Source organism: Sulfurivirga sp., from assembly GCF_015490265.1.
In the GTDB taxonomy this organism is placed as follows: domain Bacteria; phylum Pseudomonadota; class Gammaproteobacteria; order Thiomicrospirales; family Thiomicrospiraceae; genus Sulfurivirga.
Window position 1 is genome coordinate 1 of record NZ_WFYD01000120.1, and the last position, 13,149, is coordinate 13,149.

Consider the following 13,149-nt stretch of genomic DNA (forward strand, 5'->3'; position numbering starts at 1 on the left):
CCACCGCCTGACGGCACAGCTCATTGCCCAGCACCCGGTAGCCCTGTTCCGCCAGCCAGATCATGTCCTCGCTCTTGCCGCAAAGGGGCACGAAGACGGTTGAGCCGATTGGCACCTCCAGAGCAGGCCAGTGCTTCACCAGCAGGGGGTTGGGGTGGGGCAGGTGCCAGCCTGTCAGGCCGTTCCGCCAGCGTTTATGCCAGAAATCAGGTGTCATCCGGATCCCCATTCACCAGTCTGACGCCACAGTTGGGACAGTGTTTCGGCCCGTTGAGCCCCAGATAGAGCTTGCCCAGATGGGCGCCACAGGCAGGGCAGCGCCACAGGCGCATATTCACCCACACGGCATAGGAAAAGCCGACAAGCAGCGCGGGAACGGCCACCCTGGTGTTCAGAACATCGAGAAAGAGCAGGCTGACAATGGCGGTCGCAGTCAGCGCAGCGATCACAGCCAGACTCTGAATGGCGCGGCGGCGGTGCTGGAATTCCCGCTGCACCGCCTCCGGTGGCAGAAAAGGCTCTGTCATGGCAAAAATCCCCGTTTTTCAGGGAAAAACGCCCGACGGCGCCGGGCGGGAAAATTTCGATCCTGCAAAAGTAGGGGAGACCCCGTCATGAGGGGTCACACGGGCGCTTCGTCCGCCAGGGTCTCGAAGCTGCGCCGAGCGGCGGCGAGGGTTGCGTCGATGTCCGCATCCGTGTGGGCGGCGGAGACGAAGCCGGCCTCGAAGGCGGAGGGGGCCAGATACACCCCTTCATCCAGCATCAGATGGTAGAAGCGCTTGAAACGCTCCATGTCGCAGCGGGTCACCTGCTCGAAGCGGGTGACGGGATTCTCCTCAGTAAAGAAGAAGCCGAACATGGCGCCCACCTGATTGGTGGTCAGCGCGATGCCGGCCTCATGGGCGGCCTGTTCCAGTCCCTGGGCCAGCTTGCGCGTCTTTTCCGTCAGCGCTTCATAGAAGCCGGGCTGGCACAGGCGTCTGAGCGTGGTCAGGCCCGCTGCCATGGCCAGCGGGTTGCCGGAGAGGGTGCCGGCCTGATAGACGGGGCCGGTGGGCGCCAGCTGGGACATGATCTCCTTCTTGCCACCCAGCGCGCCCACAGGCATGCCACCGCCGATCACCTTGCCGAAGGTGGTCAGGTCGGGGGTGATGCCGTAGTGGCCCTGCGCGCCGGTCAGCCCGACGCGGAAACCGGTCATCACCTCGTCCAGAATCAGCACGCTGCCATGTTGGTCGCACACTTCCCGCAGGGTTTCGAGGAAGCCGGGCACCGGCGGCACGCAGTTCATGTTGCCGGCCACCGGCTCGACGATGATGCCGGCGATCTGGTCACCCATCTGGTCGAACAGCGCCCGCACCTGCTCGGCGTCGTTGTAGGTGAGGGTAATGGTGTCCTTCGCCACCCCTTCCGGCACGCCGGGCGAGGAGGGCACGCCCAGGGTCAGCGCACCGGAGCCGGCCTTGACCAGCAGGCTGTCGGCGTGACCGTGGTAGCAGCCCTCGAACTTGACGATCTTGTCCCGGCCGGTGACGCCGCGGGCCAGACGAATGGCGGTCATGGTGGCTTCGGTGCCGGAATTGACCATGCGCACCATTTCCACCGACGGGATCAGCTCGCATACCAGATCGGCCATCTCCACTTCCAGCTCGGTGGGCGCGCCGAAGCTCAGGCCCTTTTCGGCCTGACGGGCGACGGCTTCCACCACCTCGTCATCGGCATGACCGAGGATGGCCGGCCCCCATGAGGCCACATAGTCGATGTAGCGCTTGCCGTCCACGTCATAGAGATAGGCGCCCTTGGCCTTCTCGAAGAACACAGGATCGCCGCCGACGCCGCGGAAGGCGCGCACCGGCGAGTTGACGCCACCGGGAATGTGTTGCTGTGCCTGCTGAAACAGTTGATGGGAACGGTTCATGGTCGTCCTCTTGGTGAAATTCAGGATTTGAAGGCGGCGCAGAAGGCTTCTGCCGCCGCGCGGATGTCGTTCTGGCCGAACAGGCCGTGGATCACCGCCGCCATGTCGGCGCCGGCGGTCACCACCCGGTCGATGTTTTCCAGCGTGATGCCGCCGATGGCCACCACGGGAACATCAAGCTCCGTCTTGGCCCGGGTGATGAGCGACAGCGGCGCCGGTGTGGCGTGTGGCTTGGTACGGGAGGGGAAGACACGCCCGAAGGCCACATAGCTGGCGCCGGCCTGCGCCGCCTGCCGGGCACGGGCAAGATCCGCATAGCAGGAGATACCGATGAGGGCGTCATCACCCAGCTTTTCCCGTGCCGCTTCCAGCGAGGCGTCTTCCTTGCCAAGGTGCACGCCGTCGGCCTCCACGGCGGCAGCCAGGGCGATGTCGTCATTGATGATCAGCAGCGCCCGGTGGGCGGCGGTCAGCTCCCGCAGCCGCTGGGCAATGCGCAGGCGGTCGCCCGCCTCGTGCAGCTTGTCCCGATACTGCAACATGCGTGTGCCACCGTCCAGCGCCGCCTGCACGGCCTCGAACAGCGCCTCACCGGGCGTGAGGTACGGGTCGGTGATGGCGTAGAGGCCTTTCATCGCAGTTCAGGGCTCATCTGACGGATTTTCTGTTCCACCAGCTGGAAGTCCACCTCGCCCACCTTGCGATAGACGATATTGCCGTTGGGGGCGATGAGAAACGAGGTAGGGGTGAGGTTCACGCCGCCGAAGGCCTGCGCCAGCGAGCCGTCCGGATCATGGGCCCACTTGAACGGCCACGGATGGGCCTTGCGGTAGTTGTTGACCTGCTCGATGGGGTCGTAGGTCATGGCAATAGCCACCAGCTCAAAGCGGTCGCCCAGGCGTTTTTTCATTTCGGCCAGATGGGGCATTTCTGCGATACAGCCGGGGCAGGTGGTGGCCCAGAAGTTGACCAGTACCGGCTTGCCCGGCTTGCCCAGCGCCACCTTCTCGCCGTCCAGCGTGGTGACGGTGACATCCGGCGCCTTGCCGAGGCCGTCGTCGAACAGGGTGACATAGGCCAGCGCGCCCAGCAGCAGGATGACGACGGCGGCAAGCAGTTTCTGTCCCATGGCGTCAGTCCGTGATGGTTTCCACGCCGTTGGCGGTGCCGCACAGCAGCACGTCCGCCTTGCGGGCGGCGAACAGACCGTTGGTCACCACGCCGACAATATTGTTCAGCTCCCGCTCCAGGCTGACCGGATCGACAATCTCCAGACCGTGAACATCAAGGATGACGTTGCCGTTGTCGGTGATGAAGTCCTGCCGCCACACAGGTTCGCCGCCGAAGCGCTTGACGATCTCGCGCGCCACATAGCTGCGTGCCATGGGAATCACCTCGATTGGCAACGGGAACTTGCCGAGAATGTCCACCTTCTTGGTCTCGTCGGCGATGCAGACGAATTTCTTCGCCACCGCGGCGACGATCTTCTCGCGGGTGAGGGCGCCGCCGCCGCCCTTGGTCAGGTGCAGATGGCGGTCGAACTCATCGGCGCCGTCAATGTAGACGGACATTTCATCCACCGTGTTGAGGTCGAACACGGGAATGCCGTGCCCCTTGAGGCGTTCTTCGGTGGCCTTGGAGGAGGCCACGGTGCCTTCGATCTGGTTCTTGATCTTGGCCAGCTCGTCGATGAAGTAGTTGGCGGTGGAGCCGGTGCCCACGCCGATGATGGTGCCGGGCTCCACATAGTCGATGGCGGCCTTGGCCACCGCCTGTTTCATTTCGTCTTGGGTCATGCTCATGGGCTCACTCCTTGTCTGATTCCGGTTTTTCTCGTGCGGGGGCAGGCTGGCCAGGCTCGGCATGCATCAGCACCGGCGGCGGGGCCACTTTGGGTGCCTTTTTCTCAAGCTCCGGCGGCAGCTGTCCCGGCTTGCGTTCATACACGCGGGTGATGATGCCGCTCTGGGTCACATAGTATTTGTCCGGATACACATGCACGATCTTGGGCGTGCGCACCCAGGTGTGGCCGATGAACTTGCCCTTTTCATGCAGGGGAATGCCGCGGGTCATGTACATGGCGCAGCGGGTGTTGCCGTTCTCCAGTGCCTTCTGGCGGCCGGCCAGCAGGTCTTCGTCCTTGACGCTGAGCATGCCGCGGCGCTTGAGTTCATCATGCTCGGCCTGCTTTTTGCCCGCATCTTTCTGGGTGGCGTAGTCGATGCACAGGTTGAGGGTCTTTGCCTGTCGCACGTCATCCGGCACGGAAAAATCCCGCTTTTTGGCCTCGCCGGCCTGCACGGTCAGTGCCATGGCCAGCAGGCCTGTTGTCAAAAGTGCATGTTTCATCGGGCGTCTCCTTCACGCAGTCGGTAGGCCTGCAGCGTGTTCTCCAGCAGCGTGGCGATGGTCATGGGACCGACGCCCCCGGGCACGGGGGTGATCCAGCCGGCCCGCGCCTTCGCCGTCTCGAATTCCACATCCCCCACCAGTCGACCGTCCTCAAGGCGGTTGATGCCAACGTCGATGACGGTGGCGCCCGGCTTGATCCATTCACCCTTGATCATTTCCGGGATGCCCACGCCCACCACCAGAATGTCCGCCTCGGCCACCTTTGCGGGCAGGTCCTGCGTGGCGCTGTGGCACACGGTGACGGTGGCGCGCGCGTTGAGCAGCTCCAGCGCCATGGGCACGCCCACGATGTTGGAGGCGCCCACCACCACGGCGTTTCTGCCGCGGATGGGTTCTCCGGTCTCCGCCAGCAGGGTCATGACACCGTGGGGCGTGCAGGGCGCCAGCTGCGGGTTGCGGGTGGCCAGCCGGCCCATGTTGTAGGGGTGGAAACCGTCCACGTCCTTGTCGGGACGGATGCGCTCGATGATCTTGTCCGGGTCGATCTGATCCGGCACCGGCAGCTGCACCAGAATGCCGTCCACCTCGTCGTGGTCGTTGAGCCGGTCGATCAGCTCCAGCACTTCCGCCTCGGAAGCGTCGGCAGGCAGTTCGTAGGAGAAGTCGGCAAAGCCGACCTCATGGCAGGCCTTCTTCTTGTTGCGCACATATACCTGAGAGGCGGGGTCTTCGCCCACCAGCACGACCGCCAGCCCGGGGCGGCGGCGTCCGGCGGCCACCAGGGAGTCCACCTGTTGGCGAATCTGCTGGCGCAGGCGCTGGGCCGCCGCCTTGCCGTCAATGATCTTTGCGCTCATGTCTGCTCCGTTTTCAAGTCAGCGGTTCATTCTAACACCGGTGTCAAAGGCGACCCGTTCAGGCGATCTTGGTGATCTCGCGGCTGCCTTCCAGATCGCGGATGGCCTGGTTGACCCGTTTGAACAGCGCTTCGGCGTTGTCGCCCGGATCACGCACTTCGGTCACGCCGGCGCGGGTGGTCAGGCAGGTGCGGATGCCGTCGAAGTCCAGCTGCTGCTTGCTGATGTTCTTCTGCGCCAGCTTGGCGATGCGGAAGGCGTCCACCGCCTTGACGCCGGGAAGCGCCGCCATGAACTGGTCGCAGCTGAGGCGGGCCAGAAAGCCCAGATTCTCGTCCTCGATGGTGCGTCTGAGGGCGTGGGCGGCATGGAGGATGGCCTTGTCACCCGCCTCATGCCCGAAGGTGTCCACCACGTTGCGGAAACATTCCAGATCAATCTTGATCAGCGACAGGGGCTGGTTGTTGAGCTGGGCGCGCTTGAGCTCCTCGTCCAGCACACCGAGGAAGAAATCCCGGTTGAGCAGGTTGGTCAGCGGGTCGAACTTGTTCATCGCCTCCAGCTGCTCTTCCATGTGCTTGCGGCGGGTGATGTTGATCGCCAGCCATAGCACGGCGGGCTGACCGTAGGCGTCGGTGTCCACCGGGTAGATGCGCGCCTCATACCACTGTGTGCCGCGGTTCTGCGGGTCGATGCCCTCGATGTCCTCGTCGGCCAGCTCGTATTCGATCTCCTGCAGCCGGCCGGTCTTGAGGGTGATCTGCACCACCTTGAGGAAGCGGTCGGCCATCTCCTGCGGCAGCACATCGTGATACTTCTTGCCGATCAGCGGGTGGCCGTCGGCGTAGAGGGAGCGCTCGCTGCCGCCGATCACGTCCAGATAGGTGCCGTCCTCGCCCATGATGAAGATGGGGTCGGGAAAGGCGTTGGCGATGGCTTCGAGATGGGATTTTGCCTTGGCGAGTTGTTCGGGCATGACGGCCTCCTTGTCAGTCGCGCACGACCGGTTTGTACTTGATGCGGTGCGGGTTGGCGGCGTCCGCGCCCTTGCGCCGCTTCAGGTCCTTTTCGTATTCGGAATAGTTGCCTTCGAACCACACCACCTCGGAGTTGCCCTCGAAGGCGAGGATGTGGGTGGCGATGCGGTCGAGGAACCAGCGGTCGTGGGAGATGACCAGCGCGGTGCCGGCATACTCCAGCAGCGCTTCTTCCAGCGCGCGCAGGGTTTCCACGTCCAGGTCGTTGGTGGGTTCGTCCAGCAGCAGCACGTTGCCGCCGGAGCGCAGCATCTTGGCCAGATGGACCCGGTTGCGCTCGCCGCCGGAGAGCTGATGGATGTATTTCTGCTGGTCCGTGCCGCGGAAGTTGAAGCGGCCCACGTAGGCGCGGGAATTGATCTCGTGGTTGCCGACGCGGATGATGTCCTGTCCGTCGGAAATCTCCTCCCAGACGGTCTTGTCCGGGTCGAGGCTGTCACGGCTCTGATCCACATAGGCCAGCTTGACCGTCTCGCCCAGTTCGATGGTACCGGCATCCGGCTGCTCCTGACCGATGATCATGCGGAACAGGGTGGACTTGCCCGCGCCGTTGGGGCCGATGATTCCCACGATGGCGCCGGGCGGCACGTTGAAGGAAAGGTCGTCGATCAGGAGCCGGTCACCGAAGGCCTTGGTGACGTTTTTGGCCTCGATGACCTTGTTGCCCAGCCGCTCGGCCACGGGAATGTAGAGTTCGTTGGTCTCGTTGCGCTTCTGGGTGCTCTGGTTGGCCAGTTCTTCAAAGCGCTGGATGCGCGCCTTGGACTTGGCCTGACGTCCTTTCGGATTGCTGCGCACCCACTCCAGCTCCTGCTTCATGGCCTTGATGCGCGCCTGTTCCTGTTTGGCTTCCTGCTCCAGACGCTTCTCTTTCTGCTCCAGCCAGCTGGAGTAGTTGCCCTTCCACGGAATGCCTTCGCCGCGGTCCAGCTCCAGAATCCATTCGGCCACATTGTCGAGGAAGTAGCGGTCGTGGGTGATGGCCACCACCGTGCCCGGATAGTCGTGCAGGTAGCGTTCCAGCCAGGCGATGGACTCGGCGTCCAGATGGTTGGTGGGCTCGTCCAGCAGCAGCATGTCCGGCTGGGACAGCAGCAGCTTGCACAGCGCCACACGGCGTTTCTCGCCACCGGAGAGCTTGCTCACGTCCGCGTCCCACGGCGGCAGGCGCAGGGCATCGGCGGCGATCTCCAGCTTGCGCTCCAGCTCCCAGCCGCCGGCGGCATCAATCTTGTCCTGCAGTTCAGCCTGTTCCGCCAGCAACTTGTCGAAGTCCGCGTCCGGGTCGGCGAAGGCGGCGGTCACTTCGTTGAAGCGTTCCAGCAGGGCCTTCAGCTCGCCCAGACCTTCCTCCACGTTGCCGCGCACGTCCTTGCTTTCGTCCAGCTGCGGTTCCTGTGGCAGATAGCCGATCTTGATGCCCGGCTGCGGGCGGGCTTCGCCCTCATATTCCTTGTCCACGCCGGCCATGATGCGCAGCAGGGTGGACTTGCCCGCGCCGTTGAGGCCCAGCACGCCGATCTTTGCGCCGGGAAAGAACGAGAGGGAAATGTCCTTGAGGATGTAGCGGTTGGGCGGCACGACCTTGCTCACCCGGTTCATCGTGTAGATGTATTGCGCCATGTGTTTGCCCGTCAATGAATAAATGCCATCTATTATAGAAAGGGCTTCATGGTCGTGCAGGGATTGGGCTGATAGAATATTGCCGTTTTGAAACGCAAGCTACGGAGCCTGAAATCATGTTTGACAAGTCCATGACCATTGCCGGATACGACGATCTGATCGCTGACGCCATCGCCCGCGAGGCGCGTCGTCAGGAAGAGCATGTGGAGCTGATCGCCTCGGAGAACTACACCAGCCCGCGGGTGATGGAAGCGCAGGGCTCCGTATTCACCAACAAGTATGCCGAGGGCTATCCGGGCAAACGCTACTACGGTGGCTGCGAGAACGCCGACATCGTGGAACAGGCGGCCATCGACCGCGCCTGCGAGCTGTTCGGCTGCGACTTTGCCAATGTGCAGCCCCATTCCGGCTCTCAGGCCAACGCGGCGGTCTATCTGGCGCTGATGAATCCGGGAGATACCCTGCTGGGCATGAGCCTGGCACACGGCGGCCACCTGACTCACGGTGCCAAGGTGAACTTCTCCGGTCAGGTGTTCAACTCCGTTCAGTATGGCATCGACAACGACACCGGCCGCATCGACTACGACAGGGTGCGCGAACTGGCGCTGGAACACAAGCCGAAGGTCATCGTGGGCGGCTTCTCCGCCTATTCTCAGGTGGTGGATTGGGCGAAATTCCGAGAGATTGCCGATGAAGTGGGCGCCTATCTGGTGGTGGACATGGCCCATGTGGCCGGACTGGTGGCCGCGGGCGAGTATCCCTCGCCCATCGACCACGCCCATGTGGTCACCACCACCACCCACAAGACGCTTCGCGGCCCGCGCGGTGGCCTGATTCTGGCCAAGGGGCTGGATCCGGAGCTGCAGAAGAAGATCAACTCCCGTGTCTTCCCCGGCACGCAGGGCGGGCCGCTGGTGCATGTGATCGCCGGCAAGGCGGTGGCCTTCAAGGAGGCGATGGAGCCGGAGTTCAAGACATGGGCGAAGCAGGTCAAGGCCAATGCCAAAGCCATGGCATCCGTGTTCATCGAGCGGGGCTTCGACGTGGTCTCCGGCGGCACGGAGAACCACCTGTTCCTGGTCAGCTTCATCCGTCAGGGGCTGACCGGCAAGCTGGTGGACGCGGCGCTGGGTGCGGCCAACATCACCGTCAACAAGAACGCCGTGCCCAACGACCCCATGAGCCCGTTCGTCACCAGCGGCATCCGTATCGGCACGCCGGCCATCACGACCCGCGGCTTCAAGGAGGCCGAGTGCGCCGAGCTGGCCCACTGGATGTGCGACATCATCGACACCTGCAATCAGGAAGAGGAGAACTGGGATCACGCCACAGAGGAGACCGTGCGCCGGAAGGTGCTGGATCTGTGCGCCCGTTTCCCGGTGTATCGTTGAGCCTTGTCCGATTGCGGTAAAATGGGACGCCCGGCGCATGCGCCGGGCGTTTTCATATCCGGAGCTTGTCCATGCGTTGTCCGTTCTGTCATGCCGATGACACCAAGGTGATCGACTCCCGTCTGGCGCAGGAGGGCACGCAGGTGCGCCGCCGGCGCCACTGTCAGGTATGCAACGAGCGCTTTACCACCTACGAGGTGGCCGAGCTTTCCCTGCCGCGCATCATCAAGCGGGACGGGAACCGGGAGCGCTTCGACCCGGACAAGATCCGCCGCGGCCTGATCAAGGCGCTGGAAAAACGCCCGGTGGAGAGCGAGGCCATCGAACAGATCATTCAGGACATCACCCGGCGGCTGATGAGCGAGGGCCAGCGGGAAGTGCCGGCGAGCGTCATCGGCGAGATGGTCATGGACGCACTGCGTCAGCTGGATCAGGTGGCCTATGTGCGCTTTGCCTCGGTCTATCGCCAGTTTCAGGATGTCAATGCTTTCCGCGAGGAGATCGAGCGGCTGCTGAACAACAACCGGAGCGGCCAATGAGCTTCAGTGCCGAAGACGCCCGTCACATGGCCCGTGCGCTGCGCCTTGCGGAGCGCGGCCTCTACAGCACCCGCCCCAATCCGGCGGTGGGCTGTGTCATCGTGAAGGATGGCGAGGTGGTCGGAGAGGGATGGCATGCGCGAGCCGGTGGGCCGCATGCCGAAGTGGTGGCGTTGCGGCAGGCAGGCGAGCATGCCAGAGATGCGACCGTCTATGTAACCTTGGAACCGTGCAGCCATTTCGGGCGGACACCGCCCTGCGCCAATGCGCTGGTGGAGGCAGGCGTAGCGCGCGTGGTCATCGCCATGATGGACCCCAATCCGGAAGTGGCCGGGCAGGGGGCCTTGGTGCTGCGGGCCCATGGCATTCAGGTGGATGTGGGGCTGATGAGCGATGAGGCCATGGCGCTGAACCGTGGCTTCATCAAGGCCATGACCGAGGGGCTGCCGTGGGTGCGCCTGAAACTGGCCGCCAGTCTGGATGGTCGCGTGGCCGCTGCCAACGGTGAGAGCCTGTGGATCACCGGCGAGGCGGCACGGCAGCGGGGACACCTGCTGCGGGCGAGGCACGGGGCCATCATCACCGGTGTGGAGACGGTGCTGAAGGACGATCCATCCCTCAATGTGCGCCTGCCGCAGGCATTGATGGAACGCTACGGTCTGGATGAGGCGCTGTGCCATCCGTTGCGGGTGGTGGTGGACAGCCGGCTGCGCACGCCACCTGCGGCACGGATGCTGTCACTGCCCGGGCAGACGCTGATTGCCACCACGGAGGCGGCCACGAAGAATGCTGAACGGGTGGCGGCCCTGAGGCAGGCGGGCGCGCTGCTGCTGCCGCTGCCCGCTGACAAGAGCGGTCGGGTGGCGCTTGAGGCGCTGCTGTGCTGGCTGGCGGAGGAAAAGCAGGTGCGTGACGCGCTGGTGGAGGCGGGGCCGACTCTGAGCGGCGCTTTCATTGAGGCGGAGCTGGTGGATGAACTGCACTGGTTCAGCGCCGATGTGCTGCTGGGGCACGAGGGGCTGGGGGTGTTGCACCTGCCCGGCGTTCAGAGCATGGCGGACCGCCTGCCATGGCGTCTGCTCGAAGCGCGTGCCGTGGGGGCGGATCACTACAGCGTTTACGGGAGAGGCTGATGTTTACCGGCATCATTCAGGCGGTCGGACGCATTGAGCGCATCGAACCGAAAGGGGGGGACTGGCGTGTGACCATCGACACGGGCGAGCTGGATCTGTCCGATGTGGCCATCGGTGACAGCATCGCCACTGCCGGGGTGTGTCTGACGGCCATTGAGCTGGGGCCACGTCATTTCGTGGCCGATGTCTCCGGCGAGACGCTTTCCGTGACCACCTTCGGCGAGCGCAAGGCGGGCGATCGGGTCAATCTGGAAAAGGCGCTGCGTCTGAGCGATCGGCTGGGCGGGCATCTGGTCAGCGGGCATGTGGACGGCATCGGGCAGGTGAAGGCGATCACCCCCGAGGCGCGCAGCACCCGCTTCCAGATCGAAGCACCGCTGGCGCTGGCCCGCTACATCGCCGCCAAGGGTTCCATCACCATCGAGGGCATCAGCCTCACGGTCAACCGGGTGGACGGCTGTCTGTTCGACGTGAACATCGTGCCCCACACGCAGGAGAAGACCACCGTGGGGGACTGGCGTGTGGGCACCCGCCTCAATCTTGAGGTGGATCTGGTGGCCCGCTATCTTGAAAGACTGCTGACCGGACCACAGGAAGGCAGCAGCGATGACGGCATGAAAACCCTGCTGGCAGAGAGAGGATTTCTGTGATCAGCCCCATTGAAGAAATCATCGAGGAGTACCGCCAGGGCCGCATGGTCATTCTGGTGGACGACGAGGACCGTGAGAACGAGGGCGACCTGATGGTACCGGCGGACACGGTCACCCCGGAGGACATCAATTTCATGGCCAAATACGGCCGTGGGCTGATCTGCCTGACACTGACGGAAGAAAAGTGCCGCCAGCTGCACCTGCCGCTGATGGTGCGGGACAATCAGGATCCGCACGGCACCAATTTCACCGTCTCCATCGAAGCAGCCCATGGCGTCACCACCGGCATCTCCGCCCACGACCGGGCGGTGACCATCCGCACCGCCGTCAAGCCGGACGCCCGTCCGGACGACATCGTCACGCCCGGGCATGTGTTTCCGCTGATGGCGCGTCCCGGCGGGGTGCTCACCCGCGCCGGACACACCGAGGCTGGCTGTGATCTGGCGCGGTTGGCGGGACACCAGCCGGCGTCCGTGATCGTGGAGATCATGAACGAGGACGGCACCATGGCGCGGCGGGACGATCTGGAAAAGTTCGCCCGCCAGCATGGCCTGAAAATGGGCACCATCGCCGATCTGATCCAGTATCGCCTCAAGCACGAGAAGACGGTCGAACGGGTGGCCGAGTGCCAGTTGCCTACCGAGTTCGGGCCGTTCCGGCTCATCGGTTATGAGGATGCGGTGCAGCACAAGGCCCATTTCGCGCTGGTGTATGGCACCATCGACCCGGAAGCACCTGTGCTGGTGCGGGTGCACATGCAGGACACCCTGTGCGACCTGTTCCATGCCCAGCGGGGCGAATGCGGCTGGCCGCTCAGAGACGCCATGGCGCAGATCGCCGAGGCGGGCAGCGGCGTGATCGTGGTGCTGCGCAAGAAGGAGTCCGACACCGACCTGCTGGACAAGGTGCAGCGCTACGCGCTGAAAGACCGTGGCATCGAACCGCCGGCGCCTGCGGATGGCGATGATGCCAAGACCTACGGACTGGGCGCGCAGATTCTGGCTGACCTTGGGCTGAAGAAGCTGCGGGTCATCGGCAGCTACACGCCGTTGAACAGTCTCGGCGGCTTCGGGCTGGAAGTGGTTGAATATGTTGACAAGAAGGAAAGCGGCAATGAATGTCATTGAAGGAAATCTGGTGGCCGAAGGCATGAAATTCGCGCTGGTGGCCGGACGTTTCAATCATTTTGTGGTGGACACACTGGTGGAAGGCGCCATCGACACCATCGTGCGTCATGGGGGCAGCCGCGAGGCGATCACCCTGGTCAAGGTGCCCGGTGCCTTTGAAATCCCGCTCGTGGCCGACAGGCTGGCGGCCAGTGGTAAGTATGACGCCGTCATCGCCCTGGGTGCCGTCATCCGTGGTGGGACGCCACACTTCGACTATGTGGCCGGTGAGTGCGCCAAGGGACTGGGTCAGGCCATGCTCAGGCATGGTGTGCCGGTGGCCTTTGGCGTGCTGACGGTGGACACCATCGAGCAGGCCATCGAGCGGGCCGGCACCAAAGCCGGCAATAAGGGCGAGGAAGCCGCCCTGTCCGCCATCGAAACCGCCAACGTGCTCAAGCAGCTATGAGCGTCAATCCCAACCTGTCCCATCGCACGCTGGCGCGCCAGCTGCTGACGCAGGCGCTCTACGAGAACGAA

The 13,149-nt window shown here is 63.9% G+C and carries 15 protein-coding genes and 1 pseudogene; 6 read left to right on the forward strand and 10 right to left on the reverse strand.

Annotation, left to right across the window (positions count from 1 at the left end):
• The 10 genes and pseudogenes from F8K16_RS07740 to ettA form a co-directional block, all read right to left on the reverse strand.
• Positions 1–217 (reverse strand): annotated as a pseudogene (locus F8K16_RS07740) (thiopurine S-methyltransferase); the annotation flags it as partial.
• Entirely contained in the window at positions 207–527 is a 321-nt protein-coding gene (locus F8K16_RS07745) for a hypothetical protein (RefSeq protein WP_294949001.1), read from the reverse strand. The gene F8K16_RS07745 and the pseudogene F8K16_RS07740, both read right to left, overlap by 11 nt.
• A 95-nt stretch (positions 528–622) precedes the next feature.
• Entirely contained in the window at positions 623–1,921 is a 1,299-nt protein-coding gene (gene hemL / locus F8K16_RS07750) for a glutamate-1-semialdehyde 2,1-aminomutase (RefSeq protein WP_294949005.1), read from the reverse strand.
• A gap of 20 nt (positions 1,922–1,941) precedes the next feature.
• Positions 1,942–2,556, reverse strand: coding sequence for a thiamine phosphate synthase (thiE, locus tag F8K16_RS07755; protein WP_294949008.1), 615 nt, complete (start codon positions 2,554–2,556; stop codon positions 1,942–1,944).
• A complete protein-coding gene (locus tag F8K16_RS07760) occupies positions 2,553–3,050 on the reverse strand; it encodes a TlpA disulfide reductase family protein (RefSeq protein WP_294949011.1) in 498 nt (165 codons plus the stop codon). The genes thiE and F8K16_RS07760 overlap by 4 nt, the downstream gene beginning before the upstream one ends.
• A gap of 4 nt (positions 3,051–3,054) precedes the next feature.
• A complete protein-coding gene (gene rpiA, locus F8K16_RS07765) occupies positions 3,055–3,717 on the reverse strand; it encodes a ribose-5-phosphate isomerase RpiA (protein ID WP_294949043.1) in 663 nt (220 codons plus the stop codon).
• A gap of 10 nt (positions 3,718–3,727) precedes the next feature.
• Positions 3,728–4,270, reverse strand: coding sequence for a hypothetical protein (locus tag F8K16_RS07770; RefSeq protein WP_294949014.1), 543 nt, complete (start codon positions 4,268–4,270; stop codon positions 3,728–3,730).
• A complete protein-coding gene (gene folD, locus F8K16_RS07775; RefSeq protein ID WP_294949016.1) occupies positions 4,267–5,130 on the reverse strand; it encodes a bifunctional methylenetetrahydrofolate dehydrogenase/methenyltetrahydrofolate cyclohydrolase FolD in 864 nt (287 codons plus the stop codon). The genes F8K16_RS07770 and folD overlap by 4 nt, the downstream gene beginning before the upstream one ends.
• 58 nt (positions 5,131–5,188) lie before the next feature.
• Positions 5,189–6,106: a GGDEF domain-containing protein gene (locus F8K16_RS07780; RefSeq protein WP_294949019.1), complete on the reverse strand. Its 918-nt coding sequence runs from the start codon at positions 6,104–6,106 to the stop codon at positions 5,189–5,191.
• Between the two features lie 13 nt (positions 6,107–6,119).
• Complete coding sequence (gene ettA / locus F8K16_RS07785) at positions 6,120–7,790, reverse strand: energy-dependent translational throttle protein EttA (protein WP_294949022.1); 1,671 nt, start codon at positions 7,788–7,790, stop codon at positions 6,120–6,122.
• A 116-nt stretch (positions 7,791–7,906) separates the two neighbouring features.
• On the opposite strand from ettA, the gene glyA reads away from it, so the two are divergent.
• From glyA to ribE, 6 genes are all read left to right on the forward strand, one after another.
• Complete coding sequence (glyA, locus tag F8K16_RS07790; RefSeq protein WP_294949026.1) at positions 7,907–9,181, forward strand: serine hydroxymethyltransferase; 1,275 nt, start codon at positions 7,907–7,909, stop codon at positions 9,179–9,181.
• Positions 9,182–9,252: 71 nt separating this feature from the next.
• Positions 9,253–9,720 carry a transcriptional regulator NrdR gene (gene nrdR, locus F8K16_RS07795; RefSeq protein ID WP_294949029.1) on the forward strand — a complete coding sequence of 156 codons (468 nt, stop codon included), beginning with the start codon at positions 9,253–9,255 and terminating at the stop codon, positions 9,718–9,720.
• Positions 9,717–10,853 carry a bifunctional diaminohydroxyphosphoribosylaminopyrimidine deaminase/5-amino-6-(5-phosphoribosylamino)uracil reductase RibD gene (gene ribD, locus F8K16_RS07800; protein ID WP_294949032.1) on the forward strand — a complete coding sequence of 379 codons (1,137 nt, stop codon included), beginning with the start codon at positions 9,717–9,719 and terminating at the stop codon, positions 10,851–10,853. Before nrdR ends, ribD begins: the two co-directional genes overlap by 4 nt.
• The gene (locus F8K16_RS07805) at positions 10,853–11,503 is read left to right on the forward strand and encodes a riboflavin synthase (RefSeq protein ID WP_294949035.1); all 651 of its coding nucleotides are present in this window, start codon (positions 10,853–10,855) and stop codon (positions 11,501–11,503) included. The genes ribD and F8K16_RS07805 overlap by 1 nt, the downstream gene beginning before the upstream one ends.
• Positions 11,500–12,630: a bifunctional 3,4-dihydroxy-2-butanone-4-phosphate synthase/GTP cyclohydrolase II gene (gene ribBA / locus F8K16_RS07810; RefSeq protein ID WP_294949037.1), complete on the forward strand. Its 1,131-nt coding sequence runs from the start codon at positions 11,500–11,502 to the stop codon at positions 12,628–12,630. The genes F8K16_RS07805 and ribBA overlap by 4 nt, the downstream gene beginning before the upstream one ends.
• A complete protein-coding gene (gene ribE, locus F8K16_RS07815) occupies positions 12,617–13,078 on the forward strand; it encodes a 6,7-dimethyl-8-ribityllumazine synthase (RefSeq protein WP_294949040.1) in 462 nt (153 codons plus the stop codon). The genes ribBA and ribE overlap by 14 nt, the downstream gene beginning before the upstream one ends.
• Positions 13,079–13,149: the final 71 nt, after the last annotated feature.

What these genes read in the sequence shown, in the direction of transcription:
- F8K16_RS07745 (WP_294949001.1), bottom strand. Translation starts at nt 527, where the DNA reads ATGACAGAGCCTTTTCTGCCACCGGAGGCGGTGCAGCGGGAATTCCAG.
- hemL (WP_294949005.1), bottom strand. Translation starts at nt 1,921, where the DNA reads ATGAACCGTTCCCATCAACTGTTTCAGCAGGCACAGCAACACATTCCC.
- thiE (WP_294949008.1), bottom strand. Translation starts at nt 2,556, where the DNA reads ATGAAAGGCCTCTACGCCATCACCGACCCGTACCTCACGCCCGGTGAG.
- F8K16_RS07760 (WP_294949011.1), bottom strand. Translation starts at nt 3,050, where the DNA reads ATGGGACAGAAACTGCTTGCCGCCGTCGTCATCCTGCTGCTGGGCGCG.
- rpiA (WP_294949043.1), bottom strand. Translation starts at nt 3,717, where the DNA reads ATGACCCAAGACGAAATGAAACAGGCGGTGGCCAAGGCCGCCATCGAC.
- F8K16_RS07770 (WP_294949014.1), bottom strand. Translation starts at nt 4,270, where the DNA reads ATGAAACATGCACTTTTGACAACAGGCCTGCTGGCCATGGCACTGACC.
- folD (WP_294949016.1), bottom strand. Translation starts at nt 5,130, where the DNA reads ATGAGCGCAAAGATCATTGACGGCAAGGCGGCGGCCCAGCGCCTGCGC.
- F8K16_RS07780 (WP_294949019.1), bottom strand. Translation starts at nt 6,106, where the DNA reads ATGCCCGAACAACTCGCCAAGGCAAAATCCCATCTCGAAGCCATCGCC.
- ettA (WP_294949022.1), bottom strand. Translation starts at nt 7,790, where the DNA reads ATGGCGCAATACATCTACACGATGAACCGGGTGAGCAAGGTCGTGCCG.
- glyA (WP_294949026.1), top strand. Translation starts at nt 7,907, where the DNA reads ATGTTTGACAAGTCCATGACCATTGCCGGATACGACGATCTGATCGCT.
- nrdR (WP_294949029.1), top strand. Translation starts at nt 9,253, where the DNA reads ATGCGTTGTCCGTTCTGTCATGCCGATGACACCAAGGTGATCGACTCC.
- ribD (WP_294949032.1), top strand. Translation starts at nt 9,717, where the DNA reads ATGAGCTTCAGTGCCGAAGACGCCCGTCACATGGCCCGTGCGCTGCGC.
- F8K16_RS07805 (WP_294949035.1), top strand. Translation starts at nt 10,853, where the DNA reads ATGTTTACCGGCATCATTCAGGCGGTCGGACGCATTGAGCGCATCGAA.
- ribE (WP_294949040.1), top strand. Translation starts at nt 12,617, where the DNA reads ATGAATGTCATTGAAGGAAATCTGGTGGCCGAAGGCATGAAATTCGCG.